The 14,434-nt window shown below is 67.1% G+C and carries 11 protein-coding genes and 1 pseudogene; 8 read left to right on the top strand and 4 right to left on the bottom strand.

Annotation, left to right across the window (positions count from 1 at the left end):
* Positions 1-23 precede the first annotated feature (23 nt).
* The gene (locus OKW38_RS05485; RefSeq protein ID WP_429360352.1) at positions 24-2,717 is read right to left on the bottom strand and encodes an ATP-binding cassette domain-containing protein; all 2,694 of its coding nucleotides are present in this window, start codon (positions 2,715-2,717) and stop codon (positions 24-26) included.
* A gap of 378 nt (positions 2,718-3,095) precedes the next feature.
* Between OKW38_RS05485 and OKW38_RS05480 the strand changes: the two genes are divergently transcribed.
* The 8 genes and pseudogenes from OKW38_RS05480 (at position 3,096) to OKW38_RS05445 (ending at position 12,334) form a co-directional block, all read left to right on the top strand.
* Positions 3,096-4,403, top strand: a complete 1,308-nt coding sequence (locus OKW38_RS05480; RefSeq protein ID WP_429360350.1) for a glycosyltransferase family 4 protein — start codon at positions 3,096-3,098, stop codon at positions 4,401-4,403.
* 86 nt (positions 4,404-4,489) lie between these two features.
* Positions 4,490-5,092, top strand: coding sequence for a D-glycero-alpha-D-manno-heptose-1,7-bisphosphate 7-phosphatase (locus OKW38_RS05475; RefSeq protein WP_429360348.1), 603 nt, complete (start codon positions 4,490-4,492; stop codon positions 5,090-5,092).
* The gene (gene waaF / locus OKW38_RS05470; protein ID WP_429360346.1) at positions 5,089-6,330 is read left to right on the top strand and encodes a lipopolysaccharide heptosyltransferase II; all 1,242 of its coding nucleotides are present in this window, start codon (positions 5,089-5,091) and stop codon (positions 6,328-6,330) included. Before OKW38_RS05475 ends, waaF begins: the two co-directional genes overlap by 4 nt.
* A gap of 22 nt (positions 6,331-6,352) precedes the next feature.
* Positions 6,353-8,098 carry a carbamoyltransferase family protein gene (locus tag OKW38_RS05465; protein WP_429360344.1) on the top strand — a complete coding sequence of 582 codons (1,746 nt, stop codon included), beginning with the start codon at positions 6,353-6,355 and terminating at the stop codon, positions 8,096-8,098.
* Positions 8,095-9,183, top strand: a complete 1,089-nt coding sequence (locus tag OKW38_RS05460; protein WP_429332524.1) for a glycosyltransferase — start codon at positions 8,095-8,097, stop codon at positions 9,181-9,183. Before OKW38_RS05465 ends, OKW38_RS05460 begins: the two co-directional genes overlap by 4 nt.
* Positions 9,180-10,320 (top strand): annotated as a pseudogene (locus OKW38_RS05455) (glycosyltransferase family 9 protein). Before OKW38_RS05460 ends, OKW38_RS05455 begins: the two are co-directional and overlap by 4 nt.
* Positions 10,310-11,266 (top strand): glycosyltransferase family 4 protein, encoded by a 957-nt coding sequence (locus tag OKW38_RS05450; protein WP_429332526.1) that lies wholly within the window; start codon positions 10,310-10,312, stop codon positions 11,264-11,266. The pseudogene OKW38_RS05455 and the gene OKW38_RS05450 overlap by 11 nt, the downstream one beginning before the upstream one ends.
* Positions 11,267-11,317: 51 nt before the next feature.
* A complete protein-coding gene (locus OKW38_RS05445) occupies positions 11,318-12,334 on the top strand; it encodes a UDP-glucuronic acid decarboxylase family protein (RefSeq protein WP_429360342.1) in 1,017 nt (338 codons plus the stop codon).
* 333 nt (positions 12,335-12,667) lie between these two features.
* On the opposite strand, the gene OKW38_RS05440 is transcribed toward OKW38_RS05445, so the two are convergent.
* The 3 genes from OKW38_RS05440 to OKW38_RS05430 form a co-directional block, all read right to left on the bottom strand.
* Positions 12,668-12,925: a hypothetical protein gene (locus OKW38_RS05440; RefSeq protein ID WP_429332528.1), complete on the bottom strand. Its 258-nt coding sequence runs from the start codon at positions 12,923-12,925 to the stop codon at positions 12,668-12,670.
* Between the two features lie 261 nt (positions 12,926-13,186).
* Complete coding sequence (locus OKW38_RS05435) at positions 13,187-13,771, bottom strand: helix-turn-helix domain-containing protein (protein WP_429354761.1); 585 nt, start codon at positions 13,769-13,771, stop codon at positions 13,187-13,189.
* A gap of 99 nt (positions 13,772-13,870) precedes the next feature.
* Entirely contained in the window at positions 13,871-13,993 is a 123-nt protein-coding gene (locus OKW38_RS05430) for a hypothetical protein (RefSeq protein ID WP_013094087.1), read from the bottom strand.
* Positions 13,994-14,434: the final 441 nt, after the last annotated feature.

The raw sequence follows: 14,434 nt of genomic DNA, 5'->3' as shown, positions 1-14,434 counted from the left end.
TCAGACCTGAATCGCGCGCATCATTATCGCGGCAACGCCGTGTCCGCGCGCGACGGCGCCTGCGCGAGCCGCCGGATCGCGGCGATCAGTTCTGCGGGCGCCACGGGCTTGTGCAAGTGCGCGTCGAAATCCGCGGTGCGCGCACGCTGTTCGTCGAGTGCGTCCGTGTAGCCGGTCAGCGCGATCGCGGGCAGTGGGCGGCCGCGTATCGACGGCCGGCCGCCTTCCAGTGCGCGCAAACGGCTCAGCACGTCATAGCCATCTTCGCCGGCCAGCATCAGATCGCAGAGCAGCACGTGCGGCCATTGCGCCGGGTCCGCCGCGCGCAGCCAGTCCAGCGCTTCGGTGCCCGCTGCACATAGCCGTACGCGTGCGCCGCTCGTGCTCAGCACCGCTTCGAGCGCGTCGCGCGCTTCTTCCTGGTCGTCGATCACGAGCACGAACAGGCCATCGAGCGCAGCGGGCTCCGCCGAATCCGGCGCCGTGGGCGCCGACGCGAGTGGCGGTTGCGCATCCGCGACCGGCCGCAGCGGCAGCATCGCCACATAGGCGAGCCGCCCGTTCAGCGGCGTCAGCGTGAAGCTGCCGCCCGCGGCCGTCAGCGCGCTTTCCATCTGCCGCGCCGCCGCCTGCGATAGCTCGGCCGGCTTGTCGCCCATGCCGAGCACGCTGAACCACACATGATTGCCGTGCCGCTGCGCGCGCAACGCGATGCGCTGCCCCGGGCTCGCCTGCGCGATCTCATTGCGGCACAACTCGGCGATCAACGGTTGCAGCACGCTCGGATCGCCGGTCACCCGCAGCTCGTGGTCGGACGGCTCCGCGTAGACGACGACGCGCTGCCCGGCGATCTCGTCGTGCAAGGCATCGATCACACCCGCCGTCAATGCGCTGACGCTGACCGATCGCGCGGTCAGCCGGCGCTGCGCGTGTTCGAGTTCACCCTGCTGCCATTGCAGCGACCACATCTTCGCGTACACGCCCTCGCGCGCGAGCAGTTCCCGATGCGTGCCCTGCTCGACCACCTGGCCGTGCTCCATCACCAGAATCCAGTCCGCGTCGACGACGGTAGAAAGTCGATGCGCGATCACGATCGACGTGCGGCCTTGCGCGAGGCGCGTCAGCTCGGTCTGGATCGCGCGCTCGGAGCGCGTGTCGAGCGCCGAGGTCGCCTCGTCGAACACGATGATGCGCGGGTCCTTCAGAATCGCGCGCGCAATCGCGATGCGCTGCCGCTCGCCGCCCGATAGCCGCACGCCCCGCTCGCCGACGCGCGTGTCGTAATGGTCGGGCAAGCGCTCGATGAACTCGTCGAGCTGCGCGGCCCGCGCCGCCCGCACGACGTCCGCGCGCGTCGCCGACGGACGTCCATAGGCAATGTTGTAGGCGATCGTTTCATTGAACAGCACGGTGTCCTGCGGCACGATGCCGATGGCCTCGCGCAGACTGCGCTGCGTGAGCATGCTGATGTCTTGCCCGTCGATGCGGATCATGCCGCGCTCGGGCCGATAGAGGCGAAACAGCAGCTTCACGAGCGTCGATTTGCCCGAGCCGCTGCCGCCGACCACCGCGAGCGTCTTGCCCGGATACGCGTGAAAGTCGACATCGCGCAGCACCTGCCGCGCCGTGTCGTAGCCGAAATCGACATGTTCGAACTCGATCAGCCCCGCGCCGACCTTCAGCGGCTGCGCGTCGCGCGCATCGATATCCTCGCCGACGCGGCCGCGCGCCGCCAGAATCACGAACATGCGCTCGACGTTGACGAGCGCGTCGTTGGTCTCTCGAAACACGAAGCCGAGCGTGTTCAGCGGCATGCAGATCTGGATCAGGTAGGCGTTCACCAGAATCAGATCGCCGACGCTCATGCTGCCGGCCACCACGTGCTGCGCGGCGAGCAGCATGACCGCCGCTACCCCGAGCGCGATCACCGCGCTCTGTCCCACGTGCAAGGCGGTCAACGCGTTCTGGTTAGCGATGCGCGCGTGCACCCACTTCTCCAGCACGTTGCCGAGCCGTTGCGTCTCGCTCTCTTCGGTCGCGAAGTATTTGACCGTGTCGTAGTTCAGCAGACTGTCGACGAGCCGCCCGTCCGATTGCGCTTCGAGCAGATTGACCGCGCGCTGGAATGCGACGCGCCGCCGCGTGAACACGAACGTATAGCCCGCATACAGCACGAAGGTCACGACGATCGCGAGCATGAATTCGCGCGCGTAGCTATGCACCATGATCGCGACGATCACCGCGATCTCGAAGAAGGTCGGCACGATCGTAAACAGCGCCGTGCCGAGCAGAAAGCCGATGCCGTCGGCGCCTTTCTGCACGTCGCGCACGATCGCGCCAGTCTCGCGCCGCGCATGAAAGCGCGCGCTCAACCGATGCAGATGCGCGAAGGTCCGCTCGGTCAGCGCCGCGACCGTGCGTTGCACGACGATGCTGAACACGACGTCGCGCGCCTCGTTCAGCGCGTCGCCGAAAAATCGTAGCAGCGCATAGGCGAGCACGAGGAACACTGGAAACGCCACCTGCGCGAGCGGATGGCTCAGTTCGTCGACGATGTGCTTCAGCGTGAGCGGCATCAGCACGGTCGCGAGCCGCGCGGCGATCATCAGCGCGAGCGCCCCGCTGGTCTGCCAGCGATAACGCCATACCGCATGCGCGAGATCGCCGACGATTCGGCGCGTCAGTTCGGAGCGAGGCGGCGGGGCGGAATTCGGCATGAGGTCGTGGTGAGGGCACCCGGAAGAAACGTCGCACAAGTGTGGCGTCGCGCAAGCGGCGCGCCCGGGCGCAAGCAAAAAAGGCGCTGGCTCCAGCCCTTTTCCGCGCACTTCTTACTTATTAATTGGGCGGGGTCCTTCGCCCATCCTAGTACCGGCGCGGCGCAAGCGGTTCGAAGTTACATGACCGTATGTAGAAACAGGGAACGCCACAGCGCTTCTCTTCCTACGAGAAAGGGCACGCTACAGCGCTTCGTACGGTTCCGCGCGACGTTTGCGTCGTTTGTCCGCACCGCAGGATGCGAATGGCACACCACATGCTGTGCGCCGCTTACCAAAGTCAACATCAATAGCCGCTCATCGCAGGAAGGAATGCCAATGAAGATCGCCCTGATCAGCGAACACGCGTCGCCACTTGCTGTCGCCGGTGGCGTCGACAGCGGCGGACAGAACATCTACGTCGCGAACGTCGCGCGTCAACTGGTGGAAATGGGCCATCAGGTCGACGTGTTCACGCGCCGCGATCGCGCACTGCTGCCCGAGCGCGTCGACATGGACGGCGTGCGCGTGATTCATGTGCCCGCGGGACCGCCGCGGCAATTGCCAAAGGAACGACTGCTGCCGTTCATGGACGAGTTCGCCGCGTTTCTGAGCGCGTTCTTTCGCCGCGAACCGCAGTCCTACGACGTGATGCACGCGAACTTCTTCATGTCCGGCCTCGCCGCGCTGCAAGTGAAGGCTGCGCTCGGCGTGCCGCTGGTCACGACCTTTCACGCGCTCGGCCGCGTGCGGCGTATCCATCAGGGAACGGATGACGGCTTCCCCGACGAGCGCTTCGCGATCGAAGACGAACTGGTCGCAGGCTCGGACGTGCTCGTCGCCGAATGTCCGCAGGACCAAGCCGATCTGCTCGAACACTATCGCGCCGATCCGGCGCGCATCCAGATCGTGCCGTGCGGTTTCGATGCCGAGGAGTTCATGCCCGTCGAGCGCGAAGCCGCCCGCGATGCGCTCGGCTGGCGCCAGCACGACTTCATCGTGCTGCAACTGGGCCGGCTCGTGCCGCGCAAAGGCATCGACAACGTGGTGCGCGGCGTCGGCGTGCTGAAGCACACGTTCAACGCGGCGGCGCAGCTGTACATAGTCGGCGGCAATTCGGACGCGCCCAACGAAATCGCGACGCCGGAGATCGCGCGCCTGCGCGAGATCGCCCGCGAATGCGGCGTCGCGGAGCAGACGAGCTTCGTCGGCCGGCGTGGTCGCACGCGGCTGCGCTACTTCTATAGCGCCGCCGACGTGTTCGTGACGACGCCCTGGTACGAGCCGTTCGGCATCACGCCGATCGAGGCGATGGCCTGCGCGACGCCGGTGATCGGCGCCGATGTCGGCGGCATCCGCTACTCGATCCTCGATGGCGTGACCGGCTTTCTCGTGCCGCCGCGCGATCCGCACGCGCTCGCCGCGCGGCTCGACCGCTTGCGGCGCGACCCCGCGCTCGCGCGCCGGATGGGCGAAGCGGGTCTCGACCGGGCCCGGACCGGCTTCACCTGGCGCGGCGTCAGCGATGCGCTCGCGCAAATCTATGCACGCGCGGCAAGGCTCGCACCGACCAAAACATCGCTCGACACCGCGTCCGAGCCGGCGCAGCTACCGCTGCGAGCAGCAGCCGGAGCGTCGTCCCGTTGACGACGGCGCACGCCGCGGCCGGTCCAGCGGCTGCGGCGCGCCTTTTTCCGACTTTTGACCGAAGCTCGCGCATACCACGAACCATCATGACGCTACCCGCCGTGTTCATCGACAAGGACGGCACGCTGCTCGAAGACGTGCCCTACAACGCCGATCCCGCGCTGATGCGTTTCGCGCCGGGCGCGCGCGAAGCGCTCGCGCTGCTCGCCGCGTACCCGTACGCGCTGTTCGTGATCAGCAATCAGTCCGGCATCGCACTCGGCAAGTTCGAAGACAGAGCGCTGTTCGACGTAGAACGCCGGCTGCGGCAGATGTTCGCCGAGAGCGGTGCCACGCTCGCCGGCGCGTACTGGTGTCCGCATCATCCCGAGGGCAGCGTCGCGCGTTACGCGATCGTCTGCGACTGCCGCAAGCCCGCGCCCGGCATGCTGCTGCGCGCGGCCGAAGAGCATGAGCTCGATCTCGCCAACAGTTGGTTCATCGGCGACATTCTCGACGACGTCGAAGCGGGCAATCGCGCCGGCTGCCGCACGATCCTGCTCGACAACGGCCACGAAACCGAATGGCGAACCGGCCCGCAGCGCACGCCGGGCGCGCGCGCCGCCGGTCTGCACGAGGCCGCGCAACGCGTCGTATTGCACGGCCTGCCGCCGGGCACCGCGGCGCGCCGCAAGGAGGCGCCGCGGTGAACGCACCTCTGCCACTTGCGCCGCCCAAGCTGGCTCACGCGCGCGCGCCCGATACGTCGCAGCCGGTGTGCTGGGGCGGCGAGGTCAAACGGATTCTGTGCGTGCGCCTCGACAATCTCGGCGACGTGCTGATGACCACGCCCGCGCTGCACGCGCTGCGCGAGTCCGCCGAAGACCGCCAGCTCACGCTGCTGGCGTCGCGCAGCGGCGTCGCGCTCGCGCCGTTTCTCGACGACGTCGACGATGTGATCGAATACGACGCGCCGTGGGTCGCGCCCGCGTCGACCGTGACGCGCGATCTGCTCGACGATCACCGCATGCAGCAGCGGCTGCGGCGCGGCGGCTTCGACGCGGCGGTGATTTTCACCGTCTATAGCCAGAGCCCGTTGCCGGCCGCGATGCTGTGCTATCTCGCGGGGATTCCGCGCCGCCTCGCGCATTGCCGTGAAAATCCGTACGCGCTGTTGACCGACTGGCTGCGCGAGCCGGAGCCGCAGCAGCGCACACGGCACGAGGTGCAACGCCAGCTCGATCTGGTGCATCACGTCGGCGCGCAGACGGGCGACACCGGCATGCGCTTTCGCGTGCCGCCGGCCGCGCGCCAGTCGCTCGACGCGAAACTGAGGACGCTCGGCATCTGCCGCCACACCGAGTGCATCGTGTTGCATCCAGGTGCGACCGCTGCGTCGCGCCGCTATCCGCCCGAGCGCTTCGGCGAGGTCGCCTCGCAGCTCGCGCGCGAAACCGGCGCCTCGGTGCTCGTGACCGGCGGCGCGAGCGAGCGGGCGCTCGTCGAGACCGTGATGCGCACGGCTGCGCCCGGCGCGCGCGCGCAGCTATACGACATGAGCGGTGCGCTGACGCTCGCCGAACTCGCCGCGCTGCTCGAACGCGCGAGCGTGCTCGTGTCCAACAACAGCGGCCCCGTGCATGTCGCGTCCGCGCTCGGCACGCCGGTCGTCGATCTTTACGCGCTGACCAACCCGCAGCACACGCCGTGGCAAACGCCGCAACGCGTGCTGTATCGCGACGTCGAATGCCGCTGGTGCTATCGCAGCGTGTGTCCGCACGGGCATCACGCCTGCCTGCTCGGCGTTCCGACCGACGAGGTCGTGCACGCGGCACTCGAATTGCGGCAAGCGCATGCGCATGCGCCGCGTCGTGGTGTATCGGAGCGCGCCGGTCGCGCCGATGACACGAGCACGCCGTCGCTGATCGATCAGCCAACCGTCCCCTGAACCCACTTCCACTGCCAATGCCATGTACACACTCGGAATCAATGCGGTCTATCACGACAGCGCCGCCGCGCTGCTGCGCGACGGTGTGGTACTCGCCGCCGCCGAAGACGAACGCTTCACGCACGTCAAGCACGCGAAACGTCCGGTGCCGTTCTCGACCTGGCAGCTCCCGTTCGATGCGATCGACTACTGCCTGAAGGCCGCCGGCATTACGCTCGCCGCGATCGATCACGTCGCTTACTCGTACGACCCCACGCTATTCGGCGGCATGCCGAAGAGGCCGGGCGCGACGATCGAGCTGCCGTTCGATCCGGCCGGCACGCGCCCGGACAACCCGTCCGCGTCGCCGTGGGATCCGCTGTTCCTCAGCTATATCGCCAACGCGAAGGGCCAGCTGCTCGACGGCGCGCCGCATCATCTGCGCAAGCGCTTCCAGGGCGTGGATCGCGAGCACGGCTTCGCATGGCACTTCGTCGAGCACCATCTCGCGCACGAGGCGAGCGCGTTTCTCGCCGCGCCGTTCGACGACACCGCCGTGCTGACGATGGACGGCCGCGGCGAGGGCGTGACGACCAGCATGGGGCAATTCGTCGGCGGCGAGTACCAGCGTCTGAAACAGGTCGAGCTGCCGCACTCGCTCGGGCTGCTCTACGAAGAGGTCACCGACTGGCTCGGCTTCCTGCACTCGTCGGACGAGTACAAGGTGATGGCGCTCGCGTCGTACGGCAAGCCGGCTTATGTCGAGGTGTTCCGCGAGATCGTCCGCTATCGGCAGGACGGCAGCTATACCGTCGACGCCCCGCGGCTGACCGAACGCTTCGGTCCCGCGCGCGAACGCGGCGGGCCGCTCGAACAACGCCACTTCGATATCGCCAATTCGTTGCAGCGCGTGCTCGAGGAGACCGTGCTGGAACTCGCGCACTGGCTGCATCGGCAGACCGGCTTGAGCCGGCTCTGCATGGCGGGCGGCGTCGCGCTGAACTGCGTGATGAACTCGAAGGTGCGCGACGCCGGGCCATTCAGCGAAGTGTGGGTGCAACCGGCGGCCGGCGACGCTGGCACCGCGCTTGGCGCGGCACTGTGGACCGACTATCGCGAGCGTGCCGCGCGCGGCGACCGCGAACGTCACTGGAGAATGGATCACGCGTACCTCGGGCCCGCATACAGCGAAGCGGAAATCGAGCAGTTCCTGCGCTGGTCGAAAGTACCGTACCGCCGACTCGCCGATATCGCCGGCGAGACCGCCGATCTGCTCGCGCAAGGCAAGGTGATCGGCTGGTATCAGGGGCGCACCGAATTCGGGCCGCGCGCGCTCGGCGCGCGCTCGATCCTCGCGTCGCCGGTCGATCCGCGGATGCAGGCGAAGCTCAACGAGATCAAGGATCGCGAGGACTTTCGCCCGGTCGCGCCGGTCGTGATGGAAGAGGAAGCCAACGAATGGTTCGTGAACGGCCAAACCGCGCCGTTCATGCTGTTCGTGTTCGACGTGCGCGCCGACAAGGCCGCGCGTATTCCGGCCGTGCGGCATGTGGACGGCACCGCGCGCGTGCAGACCATCAACCGCGCGCAGCACCCGCTGTACTACGACTTGCTGGCGGCGTTCAAGCAGCGCACGGGCGTGCCGATTCTCGTCAATACGTCGTTCAACACGCGCGGCGAGCCGATGGTGAATTCGCCGCGCGACGCGGTCGAGTCGTTCTGGACCTCGCCGCTCGACGCGCTCGTGATCGGCCCGTTCCTCGTCGACAAGGCGGGGGGCCGCTCATGAACGCCTCGGTCATGTGTCCGTCGCCCCTGCATGGCGGCGTGGCCGCGCGCTACAGCAGCGAAGATGCCGACGAAACCGGCCGCACGTTGCGCACGCAGTCGTGGCCCGACGTGTCGGTGGTGGTGCCCACCTACCGCCGTCCCGCGATGCTCGCGAACTGCCTTGCCGCGCTATGCGCGCAACAGTTCGCGCCGCACCGCTACGAGATCGTGGTCTGCGACGACGGTCCCGACGACGCCACGCGCGCCTGCGTCGAACGATTCGCGCGCGAGATGGCGCCGCGCGGGCTGGAACTGCACTACCTGCCGGTCACGCGCACCCAGGGGCCGGCCGGCGCGCGCAACGCGGGCTGGCAGTATGCGCGCGCTTCGCTGATCGCCTTCACCGACGACGACACGCTGCCCGATCCGCACTGGCTGACGGCTGGCGTCGCGGCGCTCGCGCAAGGCGCGACGGCGGCCGCCGGCACGATCGTCGTGCCGCTGCCCTCGCCGCCCGATCTGCCGACCGATTACGAAGCCGACGCGAGCGGCCTCGCGCGCGCCGAATTCGCGACCGCGAACGCGTTCGTCACGCGTGCGGCGCTCGTCGCGACCGGCGGCTTCGACGAACGGTTCACGTCGGCGTGGCGCGAGGATTCGGACTTGCAGTTCACGCTGCTTACCGCGGGCGGCCAGATCGTGCGCGCCCGCGACGCGGTGGTCGTGCATCCGGTGCGGCCCGCGCGCTGGGGCGTCAGCATCGCGCAGCAGAAAAAGAGCCAGTTCGATGCGCTGCTTTATCGCAAGCATCCCGAACTGTTTCGAACCCGCATCCGCTCGCGGCCGCCGCTGCTGTACTACGCGATTCTCTGCGCCGCGTTGCTGGCGATCGGCGGCTCGTTCGCGGATCAGCCGATGCTCGCGGGCGCGGGTTTGATCGCGTGGTGCGGGTTGACCGGCTATTTCTGCGCGCGGCGGCTGCGCGGGCGCAACCACGGCTGGCGCCACGTCGCCGAAATGCTCTGGACGTCGATCCCCATTCCATTTCTATCGATCTACTGGCGGCTCTATGGCGCCATCCGTTTCAAGGTGTTCTTTCCATGACCCCACCCTCGCTGCTGGCGACGCTCGCGCCGCGCCGTATCGCCGTATTTCGCGCGCTGCAGCTCGGCGACATGCTGTGCGCGGTGCCCGCCTTGCGCGCACTGCGCGCGGCCGCGCCGGATGCGCATATCGCGCTGATCGGACTGCCGTGGGCACGCGCGTTCGTCGAGCGCTACGCGGCCCTCGTCGACGAGCTGATCGTGTTTCCGGGCGCGGTCGGTTTTCCCGAGCAGCCCGAATCGAACCATGGCTTGCCCGCGTTCTTCGCGCGGATGCGCGAGCGGCGTTTCGATCTGGCGATCCAGCTGCACGGCAGCGGCGGCAATCGCCAACGATCTGCTGCATCAACTCGGCGCATGTGCCGACGCAGGCTTCGGGCAGCCCGACGAGGTACCGCGCGAGGGTTGCTTCATCGATTGGCCCGACGGGCTGCCGGAGCCCGAGCGCTATCTCGCGCTGATGAGCGCGCTCGGCGCGCCGGCGCACGACCGGCGTCTGACGTTCCCGCTCACTGAGCTCGACCTCGACGAGTACACCGCGCTGCGCACGTATCACGGCATCGAAGACGAGCGGCTCGTGCTGGTTCACCCCGGTTCGCAATTGCCGTCGCGCCGCTGGCCCGCCGAGCGCTTCGCGGCCGTCGCCGACCACCTCGCCGCCGACGGCTGGCAGATCGCGATCACCGGCACGGCCGCCGAAGCGCCGCTGACCTGCGCGGTGCTCGGCGCGATGAGCGCGCCCGCGCTGCATCTGGCGGGTGCGACGTCGCTCGGCGGACTCGCTGCGCTGGTCGCGCATGCGCGGCTCGTGGTCTGCAACGACACCGGCATCTCGCACATCGCCGCGGCGATGGCGAGCGCGTCGGTCGTGATCGCATGCGGCAGCGACACGCGACGCTGGGCGCCGCTCGATCATGCGCGGCATCGCGTGCTGGCCGACTATCCGCCGTGCCGGCCGTGCATGTTCCGCGACTGCCCGTATGGTCATCCGTGCGCGCTGAACGTGCAGGTCGAACAGGTGGTCGAGACCGCCCGCGAGCAGCTTGCGCGCGCGCCCGGCGCGCAACCAGGCGCGCCCGGCAGCCTGCATGAGGGAACCGTTTCGCTGTCTTTCGAGGATCTGCACCATGTTGCGTAATTGCCGCCGGCTGCGCGTGCTGACCTGGCACGTGCACGGCAACTACATGTATTACCTGAGCCAGACGCCACACGATTTCTATCTGGTGACGAAACCCGGTCATCCGCCCGGCTATGCCGGCAAGGTCGGCGTATTGCCGTGGGGCGACAACGTGCACGAGATCGCAATCGAGGACGTGCCCAACCACGAGTTCGACGTGGTGCTGTACCAGCATCGCACCCACTGGGACCATGACCGCCAGCACGTGCTGAGCGCCGCGCAGCAACGTCTGCCACGCGTCTATGTCGAGCACGACCCGCCGCAGGAAAACCCGTTCGAGCAATGGCATTGGGTCGACGATCCCGGCACGCTGCTGGTCCACGTCACGCACTTCAACCGGCTGATGTGGGACAGCGGCGTCACGCCGACGCGCGTGATCGAACATGGCGTCGTGGTGCCCGACGGCGTGCGCTACAGCGGCGAACTGCAGCGCGGCATCGTGGTCGTCAATCATCTCGCGCAGCGCGGCCGGCGGCTCGGCGCGGATGTCTTCAGCGAAACGCGCACGCGCGTGCCGCTCGATCTCGTCGGGATGGACGCACAGCGGCTAGACGGCATCGGTGAAATCGGCAACCTCGATCTGGCCGCGTTCAGCGCGCGCTACCGCTTCTTTTTCAATCCGATCCGCTGGACCAGCCTCGGCCTCGCGATCGTCGAGGCGATGACGATCGGCATGCCGATCGTCGGTCTCGCGACAGCCGAGCTCGCCACCGTGATCCGCAACGGCGAAAACGGCTTCGTGCATACCGACGTCGACGCGCTCGTCGACGCCATGCTCGGGCTGCTGCGCGATCCCGGCGAAGCGCGGCGGCTCGGCGACGGCGCGCGGCGCACGGCGCTCGAACGCTTTCATATCGACCGTTTCGCGCAGGACTGGCACGACGCGCTGCTGCACGTCACGGCGTGATGCCACGCTGATTTTCAACGTTCATGCGGTCCAACCACAGGATCACGCACCATGAAAGAACTCACCCGCAAGCGCATTCTGGTCACCGGCGGCGCCGGCTTTCTCGGCTCGCACCTGTGCGAACGGCTCGTCGCGCAGGGACACGACGTGCTATGCGTCGACAACTTCTATACCGGTACGAAGGACAACATCGCGCATCTACTCGACTGCGCGAACTTCGAACTGATGCGTCACGACGTGACGTTCCCGTTGTATGTGGAAGTCGATGAAATTTATAACCTCGCGTGCCCCGCGTCACCGATCCACTACCAGCACGATCCGGTGCAGACTACGAAGACCAGCGTGCACGGCGCGATCAATATGCTCGGGCTCGCCAAACGCGTGAAAGCGCGGATTTTCCAGGCGTCGACGAGCGAGGTGTATGGCGACGCGCTCGTCCATCCGCAGAAAGAAGACTACTGGGGCCACGTGAATCCCATCGGTCCGCGCTCGTGCTACGACGAAGGCAAGCGCTGCGCGGAAACGCTGTTCATGGACTATCGCCGCCAGCATGGTCTGTCGATCCGCATCGCGCGCATCTTCAACACCTACGGCCCGCGCATGCATCCGGCCGACGGCCGGGTGGTGTCGAACTTCATGATGCAGGCGTTGCGCGGCGAGCCGCTAACCGTCTATGGCGACGGCTCGCAGACGCGTTCGTTCTGCTATGTCGACGACATGATCGACGCGTTCATCCTGCTGATGAACAGCGCCGACGATCCAGACGGCCCGGTCAACCTGGGCAATCCGCACGAAGTGTCGATGCGCGAGATCGCGCAGCGCATCGTCGCGGTGACCGGCTCCGCGTCGCCGCTCGAATCACGGCCGCTGCCGGCCGACGATCCGTGGCATCGACAGCCGGACATCTCGTTGGCGACAAAACTGCTCGGCTGGCAGCCGGGCACGTCGCTTGACGAAGGGCTGCCGCGCACCGCGCGTTATTTCCGCGCGCGCATCGAGGCGAGTCAGCACACGCCGCCGTCTGCGGGCATGGACGGCGCCGGAGTCACGTCCGCTCGCCGTCATTGAGCCAGCGGCGCAGCGCTGCCGACGTCGCGGCGCCGTTCTTCACGCGATCACGGCGGCCCCTTGGACATCGGCTTCTCCTTCATCGAGGTGCCGACGATCGAGCAAGGCATCTACCCTTCAACGCATTTCATTTCCGACGCTTGCGTAAGCAGGCGTGGCGCGCCCCATACCGTTGAAAGCGGGCGGCCTTGCAAATCTCGCGACGCGCAAAAAAAGAAGCGGCCACAAGGGCCGCTTAGAGAGCAGTGCCACGGAGGCCGCTCAAAAGCCGTGCCGCGAAGGGCGAGCGCGCTATGGCATAGGGTAAAGCTCTGGCGCAGCGGTCTTGCGCATTCAGGAGGAACGGATGGTCGACTCAGTGTCGGTCGCCAGCACGGTCATCGGTCCCGAGCTCAACGCGGCCGAGATAATCGCGAGGCGATCCGCAGGGCAATCGACCAGATCGACGCTCAGCGACTCGCGTCCGCCCTCGTTGTTCACGTGGGCGGACCAGCCGCACACTTGCGCACGATGTTCGATCAGGCTTTTCCAGACCTCGACGACTCGCAGTGATCCCGGGCTTGCATAAACAGTCAGACGTTTTACGTTCATGGCTTTCACACGGCAGCGCGCCGCGCCTCGGGTTCGGATCTCGGGCATTGATATGGTTGTTGTACGTTGAGGTTAGACGTATGAACTTTCAAAGCAAAGCAGATGCCCCTCACCGTAACAATTTTACGGACAGGGGCATCTGCGCACATGTCAGAACGGAGTGGCGCGTTTCACGCGATTAGTCGTGCGAAACGCGCCGCGCGGGCTGCACGATCAGAGATCCGGTAAGAAGGTGACGCAAACGGCTCCGGCACGCAATTTCTACACGGCTGGCGTGTCCGCGCGAATGCGCATCACGGTCTGACGCGACGTGCCGAAGCGCCGCGCGACCTCGCTGACCGACTGTCCTCTGCCGAGCGATTGCAGCACGCGTTGACGCTGCTGCTCGGAAAGCGACGGTGGCCTGCCCGTGTGCTTGCCGCTCGCGCGAACGGCCGCGAGACTGTCGCGGCTGCGCAGGCTGCGGCACGCGGCGTCGAGCCGCACCAGCGCGCGCAATGCCTTCACCGCCGAGGGCTCGGGGCGCCCGGCCAGATCGGTATGGCCGACTTCGACGCAACGCAGCGCCACGCCGGCCTTCCGGCACTGCATCACGGTGGCGAGGATGTCGCGCGCGTTGCAGCCGAGCGCGGCCAGCTCGAGCACGACGAGCGTGTCGCGCGGCGCGATTCGTCGGATCAGACTCTGCAGCTCGCAGCGGTCGCGCGCCTGCGCATAGGTCGGCAGATCTTCGACCACGACCCGCGCGAGCGTGACCATGTAGCCGGCCTTGTCGAGCCGGATCAGCGCCTGCTCGTGCCGAACCGCATCGTGCGCGCCGAACAGATAGATGTGTAGTTTTTCCACTTCGCCTTCGTAGTCACGATCCGCCGTTAGCGGCGCTATTACGTCGGGGGGTCCGGTTTTTCGAGCGACGACGCCCGGACACGCCGTCACTCAGCGCGCTCAGGGCTGCCGCTGGCCGCCCTGATGCGTCGGAGGAGTCTGGTTCTGTTGCTGCTGTCCGCTGTCGCGGCCGGGCTGCGCCGGATTCGACGGCTGACGATTCGAATTCTTGTCCGAAGTCATGACGCTCTCCTACGTGAGATTGCGGGTGACCGTGGCTAACCGCGGCCATCGTGATCAAGCCGCAACCAGTGTTCCCGGTCCTGCCCGCGCCAGAGCGTTGCGCCGCGGGCATGCAAGCGCCTGGCTATGACGCTTGCGCTGGCGATGCGAGCAGCCCGGTGGAGGAATTTTCAGAGTGTATCAACCGCATTGAACGTCCAATACGGTTGGCGTCGGTATTGGCGCGATTGAACTGTCATTACGTGGGCGGTGCAGGCGGGGCAAGTGACGGCCGCCCATCGCGGAACCGCAATCGGGGACGACCGCGGAATCCGTCTGACGGGAAGGCATGTAGCGCCCTGCTCAAAGCTCGGCGCCAGAGCGGCCATGCAGATACGAGCCGACGCGAAGAACGCGACGGCTCGCTCGCCTCTTTACTGAAGCCCGCGATGATCTTCTCCT

This window comes from Paraburkholderia sp. MM5496-R1, from assembly GCF_050436205.1.
Taxonomy (GTDB): domain Bacteria; phylum Pseudomonadota; class Gammaproteobacteria; order Burkholderiales; family Burkholderiaceae; genus Paraburkholderia; species Paraburkholderia tuberum.
Note: the sequence above shows the minus strand (reverse complement) of the source record. Positions and strands in the feature narration are given on the sequence as shown.

Coding starts and splice junctions, on each gene's coding strand:
- OKW38_RS05440 (WP_429332528.1), bottom strand. CDS start 12,925: ATGAACGTAAAACGTCTGACTGTTTATGCAAGCCCGGGATCACTGCGA.
- OKW38_RS05430 (WP_013094087.1), bottom strand. CDS start 13,993: ATGACTTCGGACAAGAATTCGAATCGTCAGCCGTCGAATCCGGCGCAG.
- OKW38_RS05475 (WP_429360348.1), top strand. CDS start 4,490: ATGACGCTACCCGCCGTGTTCATCGACAAGGACGGCACGCTGCTCGAA.
- OKW38_RS05480 (WP_429360350.1), top strand. CDS start 3,096: ATGAAGATCGCCCTGATCAGCGAACACGCGTCGCCACTTGCTGTCGCC.
- OKW38_RS05465 (WP_429360344.1), top strand. CDS start 6,353: ATGTACACACTCGGAATCAATGCGGTCTATCACGACAGCGCCGCCGCG.
- OKW38_RS05445 (WP_429360342.1), top strand. CDS start 11,318: ATGAAAGAACTCACCCGCAAGCGCATTCTGGTCACCGGCGGCGCCGGC.
- OKW38_RS05450 (WP_429332526.1), top strand. CDS start 10,310: ATGTTGCGTAATTGCCGCCGGCTGCGCGTGCTGACCTGGCACGTGCAC.
- OKW38_RS05485 (WP_429360352.1), bottom strand. CDS start 2,717: ATGCCGAATTCCGCCCCGCCGCCTCGCTCCGAACTGACGCGCCGAATC.
- OKW38_RS05460 (WP_429332524.1), top strand. CDS start 8,095: ATGAACGCCTCGGTCATGTGTCCGTCGCCCCTGCATGGCGGCGTGGCC.